17 protein-coding genes and 1 tRNA gene are annotated in these 21,541 nt (G+C 33.5%); 6 read left to right on the top strand and 12 right to left on the bottom strand.

Annotation, left to right across the window (positions count from 1 at the left end; all coding sequences use genetic code 11):
* Window positions 1-96: 96 nt before the first annotated feature.
* Both nusA and rimP read right to left on the bottom strand, forming a co-directional pair.
* Window positions 97-1,350, bottom strand: a complete 1,254-nt coding sequence (nusA, locus tag C3L50_RS06215; protein ID WP_103805297.1) for a transcription termination factor NusA — start codon at window positions 1,348-1,350, stop codon at window positions 97-99.
* A gap of 13 nt (window positions 1,351-1,363) precedes the next feature.
* A complete protein-coding gene (gene rimP / locus C3L50_RS06210; RefSeq protein ID WP_103805296.1) occupies window positions 1,364-1,828 on the bottom strand; it encodes a ribosome assembly cofactor RimP in 465 nt (154 codons plus the stop codon).
* A 179-nt stretch (window positions 1,829-2,007) separates the two neighbouring features.
* Between rimP and C3L50_RS06205 the strand changes: the two genes are divergently transcribed.
* Window positions 2,008-2,832 (top strand): universal stress protein, encoded by an 825-nt coding sequence (locus tag C3L50_RS06205; protein ID WP_103805295.1) that lies wholly within the window; start codon window positions 2,008-2,010, stop codon window positions 2,830-2,832.
* Window positions 2,833-2,898: 66 nt separating this feature from the next.
* Here the strand turns inward: C3L50_RS06205 and C3L50_RS06200 are convergent.
* Window positions 2,899-2,969 (bottom strand) — tRNA-Gln (locus C3L50_RS06200).
* A 234-nt stretch (window positions 2,970-3,203) separates the two neighbouring features.
* On the opposite strand from C3L50_RS06200, the gene C3L50_RS06195 reads away from it, so the two are divergent.
* Together C3L50_RS06195 and C3L50_RS06190 are read left to right on the top strand one after the other, a co-directional pair.
* Window positions 3,204-6,476, top strand: a complete 3,273-nt coding sequence (locus C3L50_RS06195; protein ID WP_103805294.1) for a glycosyltransferase family 117 protein — start codon at window positions 3,204-3,206, stop codon at window positions 6,474-6,476.
* Between the two features lie 81 nt (window positions 6,477-6,557).
* A complete protein-coding gene (locus C3L50_RS06190) occupies window positions 6,558-7,172 on the top strand; it encodes a polysaccharide deacetylase family protein (protein ID WP_103805293.1) in 615 nt (204 codons plus the stop codon).
* A 17-nt stretch (window positions 7,173-7,189) separates the two neighbouring features.
* Here the strand turns inward: C3L50_RS06190 and C3L50_RS06185 are convergent, their stop codons facing one another.
* Both C3L50_RS06185 and C3L50_RS06180 read right to left on the bottom strand, forming a co-directional pair.
* Complete coding sequence (locus tag C3L50_RS06185; protein WP_103805292.1) at window positions 7,190-7,486, bottom strand: thioredoxin family protein; 297 nt, start codon at window positions 7,484-7,486, stop codon at window positions 7,190-7,192.
* 74 nt (window positions 7,487-7,560) lie between these two features.
* The gene (locus C3L50_RS06180; RefSeq protein ID WP_103805291.1) at window positions 7,561-8,796 is read right to left on the bottom strand and encodes a metallophosphoesterase; all 1,236 of its coding nucleotides are present in this window, start codon (window positions 8,794-8,796) and stop codon (window positions 7,561-7,563) included.
* Between the two features lie 231 nt (window positions 8,797-9,027).
* Here C3L50_RS06180 and polA point away from each other — a divergent pair, with 231 nt between their 5' ends.
* The 3 genes from polA to C3L50_RS06165 all read left to right on the top strand — a co-directional run bounded on the left by polA (window position 9,028) and on the right by C3L50_RS06165 (window position 13,973).
* Entirely contained in the window at window positions 9,028-11,886 is a 2,859-nt protein-coding gene (gene polA, locus C3L50_RS06175) for a DNA polymerase I (protein WP_103805290.1), read from the top strand.
* 57 nt (window positions 11,887-11,943) lie between these two features.
* The gene (locus C3L50_RS06170; protein ID WP_103805289.1) at window positions 11,944-13,077 is read left to right on the top strand and encodes a hypothetical protein; all 1,134 of its coding nucleotides are present in this window, start codon (window positions 11,944-11,946) and stop codon (window positions 13,075-13,077) included.
* Between the two features lie 164 nt (window positions 13,078-13,241).
* On the top strand, window positions 13,242-13,973 hold the full coding sequence (locus C3L50_RS06165) for a nicotinamide mononucleotide transporter family protein (protein WP_103805288.1): 732 nt from the start codon (window positions 13,242-13,244) through the stop codon (window positions 13,971-13,973).
* Window positions 13,974-14,047: 74 nt separating this feature from the next.
* Here the strand turns inward: C3L50_RS06165 and phoU are convergent, their stop codons facing one another.
* The 7 genes from phoU to C3L50_RS06130 all read right to left on the bottom strand — a co-directional run bounded on the left by phoU (window position 14,048) and on the right by C3L50_RS06130 (window position 21,531).
* Window positions 14,048-14,725 (bottom strand): phosphate signaling complex protein PhoU, encoded by a 678-nt coding sequence (phoU, locus tag C3L50_RS06160; RefSeq protein WP_103805287.1) that lies wholly within the window; start codon window positions 14,723-14,725, stop codon window positions 14,048-14,050.
* Between the two features lie 82 nt (window positions 14,726-14,807).
* On the bottom strand, window positions 14,808-15,566 hold the full coding sequence (gene pstB / locus C3L50_RS06155; protein WP_103805286.1) for a phosphate ABC transporter ATP-binding protein PstB: 759 nt from the start codon (window positions 15,564-15,566) through the stop codon (window positions 14,808-14,810).
* 74 nt (window positions 15,567-15,640) lie between these two features.
* Entirely contained in the window at window positions 15,641-16,588 is a 948-nt protein-coding gene (pstA, locus tag C3L50_RS06150) for a phosphate ABC transporter permease PstA (protein WP_243400347.1), read from the bottom strand.
* 1 nt (window position 16,589) lies between these two features.
* Window positions 16,590-17,816, bottom strand: a complete 1,227-nt coding sequence (gene pstC / locus C3L50_RS06145; protein ID WP_103805285.1) for a phosphate ABC transporter permease subunit PstC — start codon at window positions 17,814-17,816, stop codon at window positions 16,590-16,592.
* Window positions 17,817-17,880: 64 nt separating this feature from the next.
* A complete protein-coding gene (locus C3L50_RS06140) occupies window positions 17,881-18,714 on the bottom strand; it encodes a PstS family phosphate ABC transporter substrate-binding protein (protein WP_103805284.1) in 834 nt (277 codons plus the stop codon).
* Window positions 18,715-18,915: 201 nt separating this feature from the next.
* Entirely contained in the window at window positions 18,916-20,253 is a 1,338-nt protein-coding gene (locus C3L50_RS06135; protein WP_103805283.1) for a porin, read from the bottom strand.
* A gap of 204 nt (window positions 20,254-20,457) precedes the next feature.
* Window positions 20,458-21,531: a sensor histidine kinase gene (locus tag C3L50_RS06130; RefSeq protein ID WP_103805282.1), complete on the bottom strand. Its 1,074-nt coding sequence runs from the start codon at window positions 21,529-21,531 to the stop codon at window positions 20,458-20,460.
* Window positions 21,532-21,541: the final 10 nt, after the last annotated feature.

The raw sequence follows: 21,541 nt of genomic DNA, 5'->3' as shown, positions 1-21,541 counted from the left end.
AAAACCTTTTTAATATTACCTTCTTTATTGTTCCTCAAACTAACTCTCTGCTAGAGAAGAAAATAAGGTTTGAAATTTATTTTTTTAAAGAATTGACTAGCTGTCAAATTCTTCTTTTAGTATTTTCATTACATCTAGAATTGTTTCCTCTTCTAGGTCAGTTCTTCTAACCAAATCATCTACATCTTGTTTCAAGATACTTTTTGCTGTATCCAAACCAATTTTTGCAAATTCTTCGATAACCCATTCTTCAATTTCATCTGAAAACTCAGTTAATTCAACATCGTCTTCATCTGCAACCGTACCCGCAACATCACCTTCACGAATTACGTCAAGCTCATAACCTGTTAATTGACCTGCCAATTTAATATTGTGTCCACCTCTACCAATTGCTTTAGAAACTTCTTCTAATTTCAAAAACACTTCCGCTCTTTTTGTGTCTTCATTTATTTTGATAGAAGAAACTTTTGCAGGACTCAATGCTCTAGTAATATACAATTGAATATTGCTTGTATAGTTGATAACATCAATGTTTTCGTTTCCTAATTCACGAACAATTCCGTGAATACGGGATCCTTTCATTCCCACACAAGCACCAACTGGATCTATTCTATCGTCATACGAATCTACAGCTACTTTTGCTTTTTCGCCTGGAATTCTCACTACATTTTTTACAATAATCAATCCGTCAAAAACTTCTGGAATTTCTTGTTCAAATAATTTTTCTAAGAACTTTTCTGAAGTTCTAGACATAATTATCTGAGGTTTATTTCCTTTTAATTCAACGCTTTCAATGATTCCACGAACGTTATCTCCTTTACGGAAAAAGTCAGATGGAATTTGTTTTTCTTTTGGCAAAACAATTTCATTTCCTTCGTCGTCAATCAAAATTACAACTCTTGGACGAACGTGATGTACTTCGGCAGTATAAATTTCGCCTATTAAATCTTTAAATTGTTTGTAAAGATTAGTATTATCGTGCTCATGAATTTTAGAAATCAAGTTTTGACGCAATGCTAAAATAGCTCTTCTTCCTAAATCTATTAGTTTCACTTCTTCTGAAACTTCTTCTCCTATTTCAAAATCAGGCTCAATTTTTCTAGCGTCAGACAATGTAATTTCTAAATGCTCTAAATCTAAATCATCATCCGCAACGATAACTCTTCTTTGCCAGATTTCCATATCTCCTTTATCTGGATTGATAATGATGTCGAAATTATCATCTGATCCAAATTTTTTCTTCAATGCATTTCTAAACACATCTTCTAATATCGCCATAAGCGTTACACGATCAATAAGTTTATCATCTTTAAACTCTGAAAATGAATCGATTAATGCTAAATTTTCCATGCCAACTATTTAATTAAAATGTTACTGTAACAATTGCTTCTTTTATTTCTACGTACGGTATTTCTTGTCTTTTTTGAACCGTTTCTTTTCCTTTTCCTAGCTTTTTGGCTTCTCTAGCTTTCCATGACAAAATTATAAAATTATCATTAGCTTCAACTAATTCTGCTTCAATTGTTTCGGTTGCTAATTTTACTATTAATGTTCTACCCACATTTTTCTTGTATTGGCGTACCATTTTCAAGGGGGAACCAACACCTACCGAGGCTACTTCTAAAGAAAAATCTTGCTCTTCTCGGTCCAAATTATTTTCAATTGCACGACTTATATCAATACAATCCTGCAAAGCTACTCCATTATCGCCATCTAAATTCACGATAATTTTAAAACTATCCGTTATTGTCAAATCAATCAGAAAAACAGAAGGTTTCTCCAACAATGCCTCAATTACTAAGCCGTTTACTTTATCTTTAAATGTCATATTTTATAAAAAGAGGCACGCTTTGCGTGCCTCATTATCTAGTTTTTTAATAAATAACTGTGCAAATATAGTGTTTTTTTTATAAATCAAAAATGATTGTTTCATGTTAAAAATATTTTGTAAATTTAATCAACCAAATTTCATGTCCTGTTTGTTCAATAATCTAAACACTTTTTATTATGAAACGGATTTTAGTACCTGTAGATTTCTCGGAATATTCAATTGAAGCTCTAAAAGTAGCCGCTCAAATTGCCCGAAAAAACAATTTCAAAATTATCCTTTTACACCTTTTAGAATTACCACATCAATCAAGTGATGCTTTCGGAAATGTTAATAGTATTCCTGAGATAGTATTTTTTAAAAACAAAGCTATTGAAAAGCTTGAAGTATTAATGGACTCTCCTTTTTTGCAAGGAATTGAAGTGCTTGAATCTATCGAATTCAAAAAGGTCGATGAAGGAGTTGTTGATGCAAGTATAAAAAACGATGTCGATTTAATTGTAATGGGGTCTCACGGAACATCGGGATTTAATGAATTATTAGTAGGTTCTAATACTGAAAAAATAGTTCGATATTCAGAAATTCCAGTTTTGGTAATCAAAAAAGGTGTGAAAGAGTTTAAAGCAAGCAACTTTGTTTTTGCTTCCGATTTTTTAAAAGAAACTCGAAAACCATTCCGAAAAATGCTTGAATTTGCAAAACTTTTCGATTCAAAATTATTTTTAGTAACCATTTGTACGCCTTCCAGTTTTAAAACCACGAGCGCTACCGAAAAAAACATGAATGATTTTATCGCTCATTTCGATATCGAAAATTACTCCACTCACATCTATAACGACACAAATATCGAAAATGGAATTATTAATTTTGCAAAAAGTGTAAATGCCGATTTAATTGGTATGTGTACTCATGGTCGAACAGGATTGGCGCATTTTTATAACGGAAGTATTAGTGAAGACTTAATTAATCACGCCATAAAACCCGTTATAACTTTCAAAATTTAAATCCCAAAGTTAACTCGTTGACAATTAAGCATAAAAAAACCTCTCAAAAATTTGAGAGGTTTTTTGTTGGTCTACAAGGACTCGAACCTTGAAAGACTGCACCAAAAACAGTTGTGTTACCATTACACCATAGACCAATTCCATTGCTGTTAAGCGAGTGCAAATTTAATACAAAATTTAATTTCTACAAATTTTTAACCAATTTTATTTTAATTATTTTTTAATTGATTTTAACGCCCTTAAACACATATTACCCAAAAGAGAAATTTGTTGAATCTGTTTTTTGGGAATTTTTTGTTAATGCACGTATGTTTCAATAAAAAAACATTTTCTTTGTATCTGAAAAATAATTAATTTTTTGCTTACAAAATATGACAACATTTAATTTCAACAAATGGAATACAATTACGGGTTGGTGCGCATTTGCAATTGCATTAATCACCTATACACTTACTGTTGAACCAACGATGAGTTTTTGGGATTGTGGCGAATACATTGCTACGTCTGCAAAACTTCAAGTGGGACATCCTCCTGGAGCTCCTTTGTTTCAAATGATGGGTGCCTTTTTTGCTATGTTTGCGATGGATGACAAACATATTGCTTTAATGGTAAATATGATGTCTGTGTTTTCAAGTGCTTTCACGATTTTGTTTATGTGCTGGTCTTCATCGATGATTTTGAAAAAAATAATTTCGCAATATTCAGAAATCAATAAAAACAATGCTATTGCCATTCTTGGCAGTTCCTTTGTTGGTGCATTGGCCTTTACTTTTTCCGATAGTTTTTGGGCAAGTGCAGTCGAAGCTGAAGTTTATGCAATGGCATCCTTATTCATCGCCTTGCTTTTTTGGCTGGGTTTGCGTTGGGAACAAGATATGGATTCTCCAAAAGGAAATAAATGGTTGTTAGTCATTTCGCTAGTGGTTGGGCTTACATTTGGAGTTCATTTTATGGCATTATTAACTATTCCTGCTATAGGTTTTCTATATTATTTCAAACACTATAAAGAGGTTACAGTCAAAAATTTTATTATTGCCAATATCGTTGTTGTAGCTGTTTTATTATTTATTTTCAAGTTATTATTGCCTTTAACAATGGCATTTTTTGGTAAAACTGAGGTTTTTATGGTCAACGAATTAGGAATGCCATTTGACTCAGGAACTATTTTCGTGGTTTTACTCCTTATTGCGTTCTTTTATTTTAGCTTAAAATACACTCGAGCTAAAGGTCTAATAAAATACAACACTCTTATATTGTGCATTCTTTTTATCCTAATCGGATTTTCGACTTGGATGATGCTGCCTATTCGTGCTAATGCCAATACAGTAATTAACGAGAACAAACCATCGGATGCGCGTGAAGTTTTGGCTTATTATAATAGAGAACAATACGGTTCAAACCCCTTGTTTTATGGCCCACAATATACTGAAGCTTTTGCAGGTTTAGACGAAAACAATCCTTATTTAGACAAGGCTCCCAATTATGAAAGAGATTATAAAACAGGCAAATATGTTATTGTAAATAATTTCAAAAATGCTGAACAAAATAGCGATGACAATCAAAAAACCTTTTTGCCTAGATTATGGAGTGGTGAGAATATTACAAGCTACATTAGTTTTACAAATCCTCCTGAATTTAAACTAAATCCTGATTATGCTTACGAACAGGATTTGCCAAAATATGGCGTTGACCCCAACCAACTTTCGGAAGAAGATTTAGCAAAAGCAACAGCACAGTTAAGAAATGAAATCGAAAAAACGGTTGTTGAATTCAGAAAAGCTTATGCTCAAAAACAACTTGACAATGACGACTATGTCAAATTCTTAAGAACCTACAGCGATTATTTAATTGTAGAGAAACCCTCGACATTTGATAATTTGAGATTTATGGCTGAATATCAATTTGGCTATATGTATTTCAGATATTTGATGTGGAATTTTGTTGGACGCCAAAACGACATTCAAGGAAGATACGATTATCAGGACGGAAACTGGCTAAGCGGCATTACTTTTATTGACGAATTGCATTTGGGAACCCAACAAAACTTGCCGTCGGATGTGTTAAATAACAAAGGACGCAATGTTTATTTCTTTTTACCCCTAATTTTAGGTCTAATAGGAATAATGTATCACGCTAGTAGAGATCGAAAAAGCTTTTATGTACTATTAGTTTTATTCCTATTTATGGGACTTGCTCTAAAAATTTACCTCAACGAAAGACCTTTTGAACCTCGCGAAAGAGATTATGCACTAGTTGGATCGTTTTATGTTTTTGCCATTTGGATAGGCTTTGGAGTCTATTCATTATATGAAAGTATTCAAAAATATTTAGCTCCAAAAATTGCTGGACCCATTATTATTGGTGCAAGTTTACTAGCAGTTCCTGCTCTTATGGCATTTCAAAACTGGGACGACCACGACCGTTCTGGGAAATATACTGCAACAGCATTGGCCAAAGCATATCTAGAATCATGCGATCCAAATGCTATTTTATTTACCATAGGTGACAACGATACGTTCCCGCTTTGGTATGCACAAGAAATTGAACACATCCGAACCGATGTCAAAATTGTAAATACAAGTCTGTTTATGACAGACTGGTATATTGATCAAATGAAAAGCAAAACATACGAATCGAATCCGTTGCCAATTTCATTTAATCACGACGAATATGTTGGAGACAAACTTGATTATGTAGCTCATATTCAAAAAGTAGAAAGCCGATGGGAAATCAAAGATTTTATCAATTTTATTAAACATCCAAAGTCAACCGTTGAAATGCAAAATGGACAAACTATTCATTTCTATCCAACAAACAAAATCAGGATTCCAGTTGATAAAAACAATATAATTCAGAACAAAGTGGTGGATGCGAAATTCAATGATTCTATTGTTCCCTACATCGACATCGACATCAAAGGAAATGCCTTATACAAAAATCGTTTGATGATGCTTGACCTTGTAGCTAACAACAATTGGAAAAGACCTATTTATTTTAGCCCAGGTGCATTTGAGGATGAAGATTATTTGTGGATGAAAAACTACCTCCAATTAGAAGGAATGATTTACAAATTAGTCCCTATAAAAACCAAAGTTGACAAAGACACAAATCCTATGGATATGGGTGGTCTTGATGCTGATAAAATGTATGGAATTGTAATGAAATGGGATTGGGGCAATAGCAATGGAGACATTTATCACGACCCTGAAACTCGAAAAAACAGCATTTCTTATCGTTCTGTCTTATCTAGACTAATGGACAAACTAATTGCCGAAGGAAAATTGGATAAAGCCAAAAATATAATCAACTTGTCTTTAACAAAAATGCCTGTCGAAAAATTTGGTTATTATTCAATGGTAGAACCATTCGCAAAAGGATATTACCAAATAGGTGAAAAAGAAAAAGCACAACAACTTCTTGGAAAATTGATTGGAAAATATAACGAAAACTTAAATTATTACGGTACTTTAAGCTCTTCTGACCAAGTTGATTTAGCTATTGACATCATTACAGACATCGAACGTTACAGAAGTCTATTGCACGTAATGAAAGAAAGTGGCGACATCCAATTGTACAACAAAAGCCGACCAGTATTCAACACCTATATCAAAATGTTTGAACGTTTTGGTCGAGACAGAGAATAACTATTTTTAAAAATTGAAATCAAAATGTAGCCTTATTGAAAAATAACGCTGCATTTTTTTTCATCTAATAAAAACTGAATAATGAATTTCTATTGGGTCAAAACAAATCGTTTTATTAAAAAGCTATTCAGCAATTATGTTTGGGATATTCCTAATACTGAAAATAAAATATACCTCACTTTTGACGATGGACCAACACCAGAAATAACCCAATGGGTTCTTGAAGAATTAGAAAAACACAATGCCAAAGCTACTTTTTTTTGCATTGGGAATAACATCAAAAAACATCCAGAAATTTTCGAAAAGTTAATCTCCAAGGGACATTCTATTGGGAATCACACTTTCAATCATTTGAATGGTTGGAAAACTTCGACTGACGATTATTTAGAAAATTCTCGTCTCTGTGAAACGATCTGCAATCTATTTCGTCCTCCTTACGGCAAAATCAAAGCCTCTCAGGCAAAAAAACTTAAACAATTAGGCTACCAAATAATTATGTGGGATGTTTTGAGTGCCGATTATGACGCAACAATTACCAAAGAAAAATGTTTGGAAAATGTAGTCAAAAATGTTCAATCAGGAAGTATAATCGTATTTCACGACAGTTTAAAAGCATTTCCAAATTTGGAATATACTTTGCCAAAAGCTCTGGAAATTTTGAATGAAAAGGGATTCGTTTTTGAGGCAATTAAATAAATTGTTCTTGCTTTCAATTAAAGATAATCTTGAACCAAGCCAATAATAGTATTAGCATCTAATTCTCCTGATTGTCTCCAAATCATCTGGCCTCCTTTGTAAATCATCAACGTAGGAAGACCCTTGATTCGCAAGGCTTCAGCAAGCTCTTGATTTTTATCCACATCAATTTTAATAACTTTTGCCTTGTCTCCAAGAGCTGCGGCAACATCTCGAATTACTGGATGCATCGAAACTGATGATTCATTCCAATCTGTGTAAAAATCAATTAACACAGGAACTTGCGCACTTATAAGTTCTCCAAATTTTGACATAAAACCAACGAATTTAATTTTCTAAATCTATTGAAAAGAGATAAATATAATACAAATGTAGCATTTTAAACGAATTATGCTACATTCTTACCTTTTTTTAGTTGAATTACTGTAATTTCAGGCATAATCCCTACTCTACCAGGATAGGCGTGAAATCCGAAACCTCGATTCACATAAATATATTTCCCTTCGGTTTCAAACAAACCAGCCCATTGTTTATAGACATATTCTGCAGGACTCCATTTAAAAAACCCTGGTATTTCTATTCCAAATTGCAAACCATGTGTGTGCCCAGAAAGCGTTAAATGAAAATCTTTTGGGTGTTGATTAATCTCGGCATCCCAATGACTCGGATCGTGACTCATCAAAATTTTAAAATCCTCTTTAGCCAAGCCTTTGGAAGCTTTGTTCAAATCACCTGCTTTTTTAAACTTAACTCCCCAATTTTCAACACCAACCAAAGCAATTTTATCCGATCCTTTTTGAATGAATTGGTGTTCATTCAGCAACAATTTAAAATCTATTTGTCCGTATAAATTTTTGATCGCTTGAAAATTATCATTTTTAGCTGCTTCAGTTGGCCAAGTCACATATTCTCCATAATCGTGATTCCCTAGCACTGAATATTTTCCGTATTGATGTTCCTTAATCCTCTTGAATGTCTCAATCCAAGGATGCATTTCCTTGGCATCGGTATTGACAATATCGCCTGTAAACAAAATCATATCCGAATTTTGCTCGTTGATTAAGTCAATGGCGTAATTTATTTTATCGGGATTATCAAAACTTCCGCTATGCACATCGGATATTTGAGTAATGGTAAAACCATCAAAAGCATCGGGCAAATCAGGAAAAAAAACTTGTTGTTTGATTACTTTGTAGTTGTATTTCCCTAAAGTCATTCCGTAAATCAAAGAGCTGAAGGGGATAGCTGCCAACGCCAATGCCATTTGACTCACAAATTTTCTACGCTCAGGCAAGAAAGAACTGTTTTTAGTATCGCCAATAAAATGACTAATGGTTCCTGATGAAAATCTGTAAATATCTTCTAAAAACAAAACAAATGTTAAAAGTATTTTGGGCAAGAAAACTACTAACAAAAGCCCTAAAGTCATCATTGTCATTTGAGTTTGCCCTACACTTCTATCAAAATTTAAAAACTGATAGACAATAAAACCAATAACAGCAACAGAAAGCAACAAATAGGCGATTAACATCCACCTAGTATTAGTCATAGTTCTAACAACTTGAAAAGAATAAAATTCAATTAGTAAAATAATAAATAAAAATAGTAATAAACGAGATATCATTTTGGGTATTTTTTAGCAAATGTAAATAACTGCTTCGTTTCATTACTCGGCATTAATTCAATTTTAACTAAAACAGTATCAAAAAAGCACTTCTTAAACTAAAAAGGGACTACAAATCTCTTTATGTCAACTCATTTCAAAAAGCAAAAGGGCTTTAAACACAAAGTTCAAAAATAAACAACCCAAAAAGTTTTAAACTTTCGTTACTTTTACACCTCAAATTTTATTTCAATGTCACAAAAACGTCTTTTCCTGCTCGATGCTTACGCTTTAATCTTTCGCGGTTATTTTGCTTTTATTAAAAACCCAAGAATCAATTCCAAAGGAATGGACACTTCGGCCATTATGGGATTTATGAATGCCTTGATGGACGTAATCAAAAGAGAAAAACCAGACCATTTGGCAGTAGCTTTTGACAAAGGCGGAAGCACTTATCGCTACGAAATGTACCAAGAATACAAAGCCCATCGCGATGAAACTCCCGAAGCCATAAAAATTGCCGTTCCTTATATTCAAGAATTATTGAAAGCGATGCACATTCCTATTATCGAAGTCAAAGGCTTTGAAGCCGATGATTTAATTGGAACTTTAGCCAAACAAGCCGAAAAAGAAGATTTCAAAGTCTATATGGTGACTCCTGATAAGGATTTTGCCCAATTGGTTTCCGAAAATATTTTTATGTACAAACCCGCTCGAATGGGCAACGATATCGAGATTTGGGGAATTCCCGAAGTTCTAGCCCGATTCGAAATCGACCGTCCAGAACAAGTGATTGATTTCTTGGGAATGATGGGCGACGCAGCCGATAATATTCCGGGATTACCAGGTGTTGGCGAAAAAACAGCCAAGAAATTCCTGAAAGAATATGGCACGATGGAAAACCTTTTGGCCAATACACATCAATTAAAAGGAGCCATAAAAGATAAAATTGAAGCCAATGCCGAATTGGGTTTATTATCCAAAAAATTAGCCGCTATTCTACTGGATTGTCCCGTGACATTCAATGCCGAAGACTACGAATTATCAAAACCCGATGTTGAAAAAACAGACGAATTGTTCCAAGAATTGGAATTTCGCCAGATGAAAGCGCAGTTTGATAAATATTTTGGAACCGGAAAAGAATACGACGAAATCGACACCAACGGAAATGGAACTTCTAGCGAGATACCTGAAGCAATAAAAAAAGCTCCTGCGAAAAAATCGAACGAAGACCAATTTGATTTATTCGGATTTTCGGATGAAGAAAGTGGTGAAGAAAAATCGAGTTCACATTATGCGACTTTAGAAAACACGGAACATTTTTACCAAAGTATTCAAGGCGATTTTGCCGTAAAATTATTGCTGCAAAATTTGATGAACCAAACTTCGGTTTGTTTTGACACCGAAACTACAGGAATTGATGCCTTGAATGCGGAATTGGTTGGAATGTCATTTTCTTTCGAAAAAGGAAAAGCATTTTATGTTCCTTTTCCCGAAAACCAAGACGAAGCACAAATTTTGGTAGATAAATTCAAACCGTTTTTCGAAAGTGAAAGCATCGAAAAAATTGGTCAAAACATCAAATATGATTTGAAAATCCTTTCACATTATGGCGTTCAAATCAAAGGAAAATTGTTTGACACAATGATTGCGCATTATCTAATCAATCCAGATATGCGTCATAATATGGATGTTTTGAGTGAAACTTATTTGAAATATTCTCCAAAATCGATTGAAGATTTGATTGGAAAGAAAGGTAAGAATCAAAAATCGATGCGCGACGTTGCCTTGGAAGAAATCAAAGAATACGCCGCCGAAGATGCCGACATTACTTTTCAATTAAAACAAAATTTCAGTCCGATTCTCGACAAAGCCGAAACCAAAAAACTGTTTGACGAAATCGAAATTCCATTAATTCCTGTTCTTGCCGCAATGGAATTGGAAGGAATTAATCTAGATGTTCCTTTCTTGAAATCGATGTCCGTTGAAATGGCAAAAGAAAGTGCTGCATTGGAACAAAAAATATACGAAACAGCCGGAGAAAAATTCAATTTGGCTTCACCCAAACAACTCGGCGACATTTTGTTCGACAAATTAAAAATTGGCGGAGCCAAACAAAAGAAAACCAAAACCGGCCAATATGCCACCGGAGAAGAAATTTTAAGTTATTTGGCAAACGACAACGAAATTGTGCGCGACATTCTCGAATGGCGTCAAATGGTAAAATTACAAAGCACTTATATTGATGCATTACCCAACCAAGTCGATAAAAAAACAGGTCGCGTTCACACTGATTATATGCAAACAGTGGCCGCAACGGGACGTTTGAGTTCCAATAATCCGAACTTGCAAAACATTCCGATTCGTACTGAAAGAGGTCGATTAATTCGAAAAGCTTTTATTGCTCGTGACGAAAATTACACTTTAGTTTCTGCTGATTATTCCCAAATAGAATTGCGTATAATTGCTGCTTTGTCTGGAGAAGAAAATATGATTAAAGCATTCCAAAATAACGAAGATATTCACAAATCGACCGCTGCCAAAGTATTCAATGTGCCTTTGGAAGAAGTCACCAAAGAACAACGTAGCAATGCCAAAACCGTGAATTTTGGGATTATTTATGGGGTTTCTGCCTTTGGATTGAGCAACCAGACTTCGCTTTCGCGAAAAGAAAGTGCCGAGTTAATTGATGCTTATTATGCGACTTATCCCAAACTGAAATCTTATATGTCGAATCAAGTAGATTTTGCTAGAGAAAATGGATATGTTCAAACGGTTTTGGGAAGAAGACGTTATTTGAAAGACATCAATTCTGCTAATATGATGGTGAAAAGTGGCGCGGAACGAAATGCTGTAAATGCCCCAATACAAGGATCTGCAGCCGATATCATCAAAATTGCAATGATTAATATTCACAAAAAATTAGTTTCTGAAAACTGGAAGTCGAAGATGTTACTGCAAGTACACGATGAGCTTGTGTTTGATGTTCATAATAGCGAATTAGAGAAAATTCAACCGATGATTAAACACGAAATGGAAAATGCCTTTAAAATGGATGTTCCATTAGATGTTGAAATTGGAATGGGGAAAAATTGGTTGGAAGCACATTAGAAAATAGTGTTCAGTTGGCAGTTTTTAGTAATCAGTTGCAATTAAAATTACAAAATAATGAAAAAATTAATTATACTCTTTTTTATATTTCATTCCATAATTGCATTTTGTCAGAGTCAAGAAGACACCTATTTAGAAGGCACAATAGCCAAAAGTAAAATCTATATGAGGATACATATTTTTGGCTCTGCTACTGAAGAACCAAATGCGAATGGTGTTTATTTTTACCAAAATTCATTAAAAGATATTCATCTGGAAGGAACACAAAAAAGCAATGTTTTTACTCTTGTTTTTAAAAACCAAGATACGATTTACGAAAAATTTATTATAACAAAAACAGGAAAGAATAATTTTGAAGGAACTTGGAGTAATGCTCAAGGAAAATCATTTCCTGTAAAACTCTCCCAAATTGATTTTTCCAATTATAAATCAACTTTATTAGAAGATTATTATGGAGATGAAAAATTCTATCTTATAAAAAATAAATTTCTTGAATTCAAAAAACAAAAAACTACTGTTTACAAAAACAAAGAATTTGTTTGGTACACCGAAAAACATTGTAACGCCCTTTTTTTTAGATTAGGAGATACTTTTTTGGAAAAAAACAGAAATATAGTTAATCCCGTTTTAGAAAAAACTCATATTAAAAACACTTTAGCCCAATTAAATTGTTCATCAAATTTTGAATATAATACGGGAGGAAATATAAGTTTTGATACCGAATTAACTTTTTTAAACAGTAATTTACTTGGTTTTAAAACATCCTCAAGTTGGTATTGCGGCGGAGCTTATCCTGACAATGGAACTACAGGATATTTAATTGATTTGAATACGGGCAAAAATTATGAGATAGATGAAATCATTGCTTTTGACAAAAGTGTTACAACAGAAAAAGAAAGTAATTTTGACACTTGGGTAAAATACAGACAGAACTATTTTGCACCTAAACTATTTGCCATTGTAAACAGCGAACAACATTTTGTAAAACCAAAAGAAAATGACGAAGATTCTTGTGATATGACAGACTTAGATAGATGGTGGGGCGATGAAACTTGGGTTTACACTGAAAAAGGAATCGAATTTACTCCCTCTTTTCCACATGTAATAAGAGCTTGTCAAGAAACTTATTTAGTCCCTTTTGAGAAATTAAAAAAGTATAAAAACCCTAAATTTAAATACGTTTTTTTTTAAATTTTCTTGTTTTTATTTGTAAATCTTATAGTTCCAAGTCTATTCTCTTTGTATCATTAAGTTGACTATTTCCTTTGCAAGAAAATAATATTTTTCTTTTGATGTTGAAATAAAAGCAAGGAATTTGGATAATAATCTTTATATATTTGCCTAAACACAATTGGATGAACTCACTTTCACTTTCCGAAAAATCAATAAAACAGATTAAATCAATAACCAATAGTTCTTATTTGGATATCATTGGTTTAGTGATTGTAATTACCGCATCCTTTATTTTAGAATACCAAAAAACGGTTTTCAATTTTACATTTCAGCATCAGAAATATGTTTTTTATTTGGGTTATCTTTCAATTGTAAATACTAGTCTTTCGATGATTGGTAACAGATTGGTAACCAAGAAAAATAATATTGGAAATATTTTATCTACTTGCAATACTTTCTTGAGTGGTTCTATCGACTATTTACTCGGGAATATTGGTGCAATTTTGACTTATCCTGTAACCTTTATTGGGAATTATCTCGTTTTCAAAGCTTGGAAGAAAAGCAAAGTTCTTCGTTCTGTAGATTTTATTTTTTATAGAAATTTAATTCTAGGTTTTGTTTTTTCTTTTCTATTAAACTATATTGCCTTCAGATATTTATCTGAAAAATCGATTGATTGGAAATTGTTTTTTGCAGTAACAATTCCAGCGGGATTGACTTTTGGAGGCACCTTTAATATGGCTAGGATGTATCCCGATAATTGGTTTATGTGGCAAATCTATAATTTAACCAAAATGGTTCAAAATATCTTGCAAATGAATATTGCCAATACAGTAAAATATATTTTCTATTTTTTTAATGCCATTCTAGGCTACATTACTTGGAAAGACGATAAGAAAAAAGGAAATGTTTAATCTTAAAAATACAACCGCCCATTTCCATCTTATAATTTTGATGCGAAATGGGCGGTTTCAAGAGAAATATTAGATTATTTATCTAAATTTATATTCAAATCATCGTGTTTTTCGTGTTTAATAATTTTAGCATTCACCATAAAATAAACATATTCGGCCACATTAGAACAATGATCTGAGATGCGCTCTAAATGTTTTAATGCTATAACCAAATTAGTTCCTGAAACCACTACTTTAGAATGGGATTTCATTTCATCAATAATGTGGTCGATTATTTCATCGCCTTTAGTTTTGATATTTTTATTCAAAGTTAAAATTTCGGCGATTGTTTTTTCGTCTAGTGTCGATAGGCACTCATTAGTTTTTGCAGTAATCAATTCAACTTCTTTGGCCAAATCTCCTATTTCAAACTTTGTGATTAAATCGTGCTTTTCCTTAATGTTTTTGGCTCTTTTTATAACACTCACCGCCAAATCACCAATTCTTTCAATCTCGTTACTTATTTGCATGGAAGCCATAATAAAACGCAAATCAGAAGCTACTGGTTGTTGCAAAGCAAAAATACTTTGACAAATTTCGTCGATTTTCACATCTAATTTATCAATTTTTATTTCGGTTTTCTTGACTTCTTTCCCTTCAATAGGTTCAAACAAAAGGGCTTTAACCGATTCGCCAACTTGGCTAACAGCAAGAGTCCCAATTTTTATAATTACGTTTTTTAGTTTTTCTAATTCCATTTCAAAATGTGTCATCTTACAATTTTTAGTTTAAAAAGGTCAATCGGTCAATTAGTTAATTGGTTAAAACAATTAAATGATTAACCAATTTAAACCATTATCCAAATCTTCCCGTGATATAATCCTCGGTTTGTTTCTTTTCTGGTTTGGTAAATATAGCATTTGTTTTCCCCATTTCAATCAATTCTCCCATATAAAAAAATGCGGTATGATCGCTAGTTCTAGCAGCTTGTTGCATATTATGAGTCACAATAATAATGGTGTAATTTTCTTTTAATTGATGCACCAATTCTTCAATTTTTGAAGTTGAAATCGGATCCAAAGCACTTGCTGGTTCGTCCATCAAAATAATATCTGGGCTTACAGCCAATGTTCTAGCAATACACAAACGTTGTTGTTGACCTCCCGATAATCCCAAAGCCGAATCGTCTAATCGGTCTTTGAATTCATCCCAAATAGCAGCTTGACGCAAAGAAGTTTCAACGATTTCGTCTAATTGTGTTTTGTCTTTCAAACCGTTAATTCTTGGTCCGTAAGCCACATTTTCATAAATAGATTTCGGAAAAGGATTCGATTTTTGAAAAACCATTCCGATTTTTTTTCGAATGTTAACCACATCGACATTTTTATCGTAAATATCAACGCCTTCAACTAGCATTTCTCCGGTGATTTTTACACTCGGAATCAAATCATTCATTCGGTTAATGCATCTCAAAAAGGTTGACTTACCACAACCCGAAGGCCCGATTAAAGCAGTGACCTTATTGGCAGGAATCTGCATCGAAATTTCTTTTAATGCTTTCTTTTCGCCGTAGTATAAAGATAAATCGTTAACCTGTATTTTTATATCTCTCATTTTATATTTTTATTTGATAGAAAATACGATTTTTAATCTGCAATCAAAAATCGTTAATCTGAAATCTGCAATCTTTATTTTGCTTTTCTTCTAATTCTGGATCTAATAACTACTGCAACTAAATTCAATGATAATGTTAAAATCAACAACACCAATGTAGTTGCAAATTGAATAGGCATTGTTTTCTCGACATCCGAAGATTGGGTTGACATAATATAAACGTGATAGCCCAAATTCATAAATTGGTCGCTCAAAGAACCTGGCAATGTGGCCAAATAATAAGCTGCTCCTGTAAATAAAATAGGGGCTACTTCGCCAGCACCTCTACTCACTGCAAGAATTGTTCCTGTCATAATTCCAGAAATAGAACCCGGAAAAACGACTTGTTTTATCGTTTGCCATTTGGTTGCTCCCAATGCTAAACTCGCTTCTCGCAATTCTCTTGGAATTGTTTTCAAGGCTTCTTCTACTGAAACTATAATCACAGGTAAAGTCAATAACGCCATTGTTAAACTCGCCCAAAGAATATTGGGTTGCCCCCAATGCAATTCGCCTCCATTAAAAGTCGAATCCATTCCTTTTCCCATAAATTGGATAAAAAAGCCCAATCCGAAAAGTCCAAAAATGATCGAAGGTACTACTGCCAATGTTCGAATTGAAAACCGAACCGCTGCTGCAAATTTCGATTTTTCATGAGCGTATTCTGTTAAGTAAATTGCTGTGATTGTCCCAAAAGGAACTGCCGCAATCGACATTACAATAACCAAAATAAAAGTTCCAATCAAGGCTGGAAATATTCCACCTTTAGTCATTCCATCTGTTGGAAAGGAACTAATGAATTCCCAAGAAAACTTATCGCGTCCTTGGTAAATAATGATTCCTAAAATAACAAATAAGATGGCAATTATCAAAAGAACCGCAATTTGAGTAATCCCAATTACTGCTTTTTCTTTAATTTCTTTGCCTTTGTTATTATTCGATTTAGAAAACGGATTTTCTATTATATCCATTGTATTTTCCATATTATTTACCTTGGAATTTTTTGATTAATTTTCCTTTGACATAAAATTCCGCTACGGCATTTAATATGAAAGAGAAAATAAAAAGCAACGAACCGATGAAAAACAACACACTATAATGAGTTTCTCCAAAAACTGTTTCGGCCATTTCAGAACCAATAGTTGCAGCAAAAGTTCGCACACTTTCAAATGGATTTGCCGACAATAAAGCGGCGTTTCCTGTTGCCATTAAAGCAATCATTGTTTCGCCAAAAACACGACCTACACCTAAAAGTAAGGCTGCAAAAATTCCCGGAGTAGCTGCTGGCAAAATCACCGAAAAAGCGGTTTGAGCTTTGCTGGCTCCTAATGCCAAACTGGCTTCGGTATAGGTTTTAGGAACTGCCGATAAAGCATCTTCTGAAATGGTATAAATAATTGGAATCGCAGCCAATGCCATCGCCACGCCGCCAATAAAAGCATTCAATCTGGAATCATAGCCAAAAATATCTTGGAAAAAAGTAGCCAAAACCATCATTGCAAAAAATCCAATCACAACAGACGGAAAAGCCGCTAGCATTTCGATAATCGGTTTGATGATTTCTTTTCTTCTATTGGATGCAAAACAAGAAGTATAAACTGCCGCTAAAATTGCCAAAGGACCAGCAATCAACATTGCAATTAAGGTAACTTTTAAAGTTCCAATAAGCAAAGCAATTAATCCAAAACGAGGATTATCGGAAACGGGCACCCATTCGGTAGTGAAAAAAGTACTCCACGTTCTATCCTCTCCTTCGTTGTTTTGGGTAACTTTTTCGTCAACAGCAACTACTTCTTCTGAAGCAGAATCGGGATTCAAATCTTCGGTTACCGTTCCGTAGGTTTCGGGTTCTGAACTTTCTTCAGCTACTGGATTCAACTCTTCTGTAGGTGTTCCGTAGGTTTCGGGTTCTAAACTTTCGGCTGGTTCGCCATAGGTTTCTGGCTCGCTTTCTGTTGAAGTTTCGCTTCCGTAGGTTTCAACTGTTGCGCCAGTAATTGTTTGCGTTTCCGTTTGAACTTGGACTTTTTCAGCTGCACTAAAAAGCGGCAGCGACTCTTTGAAAACAAAAATAAAAATCAAGAAAATGATAGCAATCGAAAGAAAGGCTACCGAAGAAATAACTTTTTCAGCAAGAAATTCAGAAAGTCTGAATTGTTTTTTTAAACTTTCTTTGGTAAAAGTGGGTTCTTTTGGAAGTGGAGAATTCATTTATTAGATTTAAGAATTCATAAAAAATCCCTCTCCAATGAATAGAGAGGAATTTCATGTTTTATTATTTTACTGGAAAATATCCTACTGCAGCAATCATTTTTTGACCTTCTGGACTCAAAACCCAATCAATAAATGCTTTGGTTTCGCCAGTTGGTTTCGATTTCAAATACATATATAAGTATCTTGAAATTGGATACGTTTTGTTTTTTATTGTTGCTTCAGTTGGTAAAACACCTTTGCTTTTAGCATCTTTTTTTACTTTACAATCTTTCACGCCTTCGGCATAAGCTGCACCACCGTAACCAATAGAATATTTATCTTTTTTCACTGCATTAACAATCGCAGCAGTTCCTGGCAAAGTTTGACAAGCTGGAGAAAAATCAGTTTTTACTACGTGTTCTTTGAAAAATTCGAAAGTTCCTGAACTACTTTCTCTTCCGTACAATTGGATTTTGGCATCAGCTCCACCTACTTGTTTCCAGTTGGTAATTTTTCCAGAGAAAATATCTCCTAATTGTGCTATTGTCAATTCAGAAACTGTATTTCCTTTGTTCAAGAAAACAGACAAACCATCTTTAGCACAAGCAATTTCGATTCCGCTTTTATTGTATTTTGCTTTTAACTTTTCAACTTCTGCAGGTTTAATTGGACGACTTGAATTGGCTATATCCGTAGAACCGTTAAGCAAGGCTGCCAAACCAACACCCGATCCACCTCCTGTAACTTGAATAGTAGTTCCTGGGTGTTTTTTCATATAAGCTTCTGCCCATTGTTGGGACAAAATAACCATTGTATCTGAACCTTTAATCGTTATTTTACTCAAAGTAGTAAACGAATATCCAATAGTCATTACGACTACTAACAAGGCTGCAATTCTTAATTTAGTTGTATTCATTTTTGATATTGTTTTTAATTTTTGACAAATGTATAATCGCAATGTTAAGTCTGTGTTATGTTAGTATTATTCAATCTTTACTATTTGGGTTGTTTTTACAATTGTTTTACGATAAAGAAAAACTAGGGTAATCTTCAAAGTCAAAAAAAAGAGGCTATTTCCCGATTTCAGAAATAGCCTCTTTTTTTTATTGAATGAAATTTAAAAATTAAATTGTGCTTGCAGTCTTAATAAATTTCCACGCTGTCTGTTGTTTGGAAGTGCACTATCTTCGAATGTTCTGTCAGCAATCACCCATTCGGCTACTAATTCGAATGCTTTGAATGGTTGCCATTCTAGACCCAATTCATAATCTCTTACCACATAACTTCTAGCGTCTTTTTCAAATTTCTTTCCACCATCATAGTATTGAAATTTAGCAAAAGGATATAAAAAATGGTGTTTGGCTAAATTTACATCCCATTTATAATTCAAAGTAATATATCCACCTTCAAGACTTGAAACATCAACTGTGTTAGTCACCTTATCATAACGTGGTCCTTTTCCAATGTTGTACTCTGTTTGGATACCAAATGGTTTTGGATACAATACAAAAGTAGCTCCTACTCGTTGATCTAAGGTGTATTGTTTATTTGGAGTTGTTACTCCGGTCGATAATTCGCTAGTAAAAGCCCATTTTCCTGTGTAGGCTTGTAAACCTGGCTCGATTATTTGATTTCCAATAACAAACGGATAGGTTACTCTAGTTACTACATGTAGGTTTCTATTTGCTTCTGATTTATTTGCGGTTTGCCCATTATAAGCTCCAAAAGCAAACACACCATAATCTCCCGAACCTTTATATCCTTCTTTTACAAGCATCGCAAAACGTTCTCTGATTTCAGCAGGAGCCCAGTAAAAAAATGCTCCTAAATCGCGTTCATTAGCCACAGCACTATTCAATCCGTCGTTACGGTCTAAAGTCAAACGATTTTGACTTGATTGCAAATTTTCAAATCCAAAAGGTATTTTACTTTGACCCAATCTAACTCTGAATTCTCTTTTTTTGTCAAAAGAAATATCAGCATAAGCGTCTCTAATTTGGGCAAAATGATTTACACCTGACCCTGGTGAACTTGCAAAATCAGGTTGAAAATAAACATATACATTAGGATGAACTTGCCCCGAAAACACAAGACGAGCTCTTCTTATAAAAAAACCATTGTTTGATTTTGCATCTGGAGCGGTTGAAGTTGTTCCCCAAGATTTGTCACATTGTTCACAAGATACTTTGTCATTTGTAGAAAATAATCCGTTGTAGCGAACTTGCACATATCCACGGATAGACAATTTGTTGTACCAAGCCTCTTTATCCGCTTTTTCTTTGTCGGCTTTCTCTTTTGCAACTTGTTTTTCTTTATCAACTTGCTTTTCCTTGTTAACTGAATTGATAGAATCTAAAATACGAACTACTTCTTTTTTGATTTCGTCTTTTTTGACATCTTGTGCTTGAGTTGCAAATGAAACAAAAAGTAAACTTGCAAATAAAATCTTTTTCATTTTTTATGATTTAATTTTTTTGCAAAGGTAGATTGCAATGTTAAGCTAATGTTAACATAACATTATATTGATGATAAATTAATGATGATTTGACGATATATTAATGTAAAACTTGAAGGGTACAATCAAAAATAAAATACAACTGTTTGTTTTTCAATTATTTAATCATCAAAAATTAGATTATCCATTTGTTAATTAAATCTCTTAATTTGTTTTGATATTTAGCCTAGCTTTTGTCAAAGTAAAAGAAAATTCTGAGCCAATTCCATATTCACTTTCTACATATATCTTTTCTTTATGAGCTTCGACAATGTGTTTTACAATTGCCAATCCCAATCCTGAACCGCCTTCTGTTCGAGCTCCACTTTTATCCACTCGATAAAAACGTTCAAAAATTCTTGGAAGATTTTGTTGTTCTATTCCTTCACCATTATCTGTAATTCGAACTAAAACTTTTTTCTTGCTCAAATTGATGATACTCACTTCGGTTAGCCCACCTTCATTACCATATTTTATGGAGTTGACAATCAAATTCTCTACAAGTTGCTGCAATTTGTCTTTATCCCCTTTCACAAAAACGGGTTGAATGTGATCGTTCTCAAACGCCAAGGTAATCTTCTTTTTATCGGCTTTCATCTCCAATAAATCAAAAACATTTTGAATTAATTCGACAACATCAAATTCTGAAATTTCGAGATTCAAATCGCCTACTTCCAATTTGGTAATCATATCTAAGTCTTCGACAATATAAATTAATCGTTCGACTCCCTTTTCGGCACGCTTCAAATATTTTTTTCGAATATTTTTATCTTCCATCGCACCATCAAGTAGTGTAGAAATATAACCTTGGACGGTAAACAACGGGGTTTTCAACTCGTGAGAAACATTGCCCAGAAATTCTCTTCGGTACTTTTCTCGAACTTTAAGCATTTCTATTTCGAGTTTTTTGTCGGTAGCAAACTTTTTAACTTCCCTTGTCAAGGCTTCCATATCAGTAGTAATAGGCTGATCTATAAAAGTACTGGATTCTAAAAGAGAAATATCGTCATAGATTTTTTTTACCCTTCGGTAAATGAATTTTTCGACTCTATATTGCAATACGATAAAGGAAAAGATATAAACAAAGAAAAGAAAAAAAAATCCAAACAAAAGCAAACTTTTGAATGGAATTTTAAATATCGCTTTTGCTAAAAAAAGAGCAAAAAAAGAAGCAAAAAGACTTATATACAAAGCCGATATAACGGCAAACTTATAGGTTTTTTGGAAGTTTATTTTCATTTTTTTGAGT

This window comes from Flavobacterium alvei, from assembly GCF_002920895.1.
Classification (GTDB): domain Bacteria; phylum Bacteroidota; class Bacteroidia; order Flavobacteriales; family Flavobacteriaceae; genus Flavobacterium; species Flavobacterium alvei.
The sequence above is the reverse complement of the archived record's forward strand: the minus strand, read 5'-3'. Positions and strand labels throughout refer to the sequence as shown.

What these genes read in the sequence shown, in the direction of transcription:
- nusA (WP_103805297.1), bottom strand. Translation starts at nt 1,350, where the DNA reads ATGGAAAATTTAGCATTAATCGATTCATTTTCAGAGTTTAAAGATGAT.
- rimP (WP_103805296.1), bottom strand. Translation starts at nt 1,828, where the DNA reads ATGACATTTAAAGATAAAGTAAACGGCTTAGTAATTGAGGCATTGTTG.
- C3L50_RS06205 (WP_103805295.1), top strand. Translation starts at nt 2,008, where the DNA reads ATGAAACGGATTTTAGTACCTGTAGATTTCTCGGAATATTCAATTGAA.
- C3L50_RS06195 (WP_103805294.1), top strand. Translation starts at nt 3,204, where the DNA reads ATGACAACATTTAATTTCAACAAATGGAATACAATTACGGGTTGGTGC.
- C3L50_RS06190 (WP_103805293.1), top strand. Translation starts at nt 6,558, where the DNA reads ATGAATTTCTATTGGGTCAAAACAAATCGTTTTATTAAAAAGCTATTC.
- C3L50_RS06185 (WP_103805292.1), bottom strand. Translation starts at nt 7,486, where the DNA reads ATGTCAAAATTTGGAGAACTTATAAGTGCGCAAGTTCCTGTGTTAATT.
- C3L50_RS06180 (WP_103805291.1), bottom strand. Translation starts at nt 8,796, where the DNA reads ATGATATCTCGTTTATTACTATTTTTATTTATTATTTTACTAATTGAA.
- polA (WP_103805290.1), top strand. Translation starts at nt 9,028, where the DNA reads ATGTCACAAAAACGTCTTTTCCTGCTCGATGCTTACGCTTTAATCTTT.
- C3L50_RS06170 (WP_103805289.1), top strand. Translation starts at nt 11,944, where the DNA reads ATGAAAAAATTAATTATACTCTTTTTTATATTTCATTCCATAATTGCA.
- C3L50_RS06165 (WP_103805288.1), top strand. Translation starts at nt 13,242, where the DNA reads ATGAACTCACTTTCACTTTCCGAAAAATCAATAAAACAGATTAAATCA.
- phoU (WP_103805287.1), bottom strand. Translation starts at nt 14,725, where the DNA reads ATGACACATTTTGAAATGGAATTAGAAAAACTAAAAAACGTAATTATA.
- pstB (WP_103805286.1), bottom strand. Translation starts at nt 15,566, where the DNA reads ATGAGAGATATAAAAATACAGGTTAACGATTTATCTTTATACTACGGC.
- pstA (WP_243400347.1), bottom strand. Translation starts at nt 16,588, where the DNA reads ATGGAAAATACAATGGATATAATAGAAAATCCGTTTTCTAAATCGAAT.
- pstC (WP_103805285.1), bottom strand. Translation starts at nt 17,816, where the DNA reads ATGAATTCTCCACTTCCAAAAGAACCCACTTTTACCAAAGAAAGTTTA.
- C3L50_RS06140 (WP_103805284.1), bottom strand. Translation starts at nt 18,714, where the DNA reads ATGAATACAACTAAATTAAGAATTGCAGCCTTGTTAGTAGTCGTAATG.
- C3L50_RS06135 (WP_103805283.1), bottom strand. Translation starts at nt 20,253, where the DNA reads ATGAAAAAGATTTTATTTGCAAGTTTACTTTTTGTTTCATTTGCAACT.
- C3L50_RS06130 (WP_103805282.1), bottom strand. Translation starts at nt 21,531, where the DNA reads ATGAAAATAAACTTCCAAAAAACCTATAAGTTTGCCGTTATATCGGCT.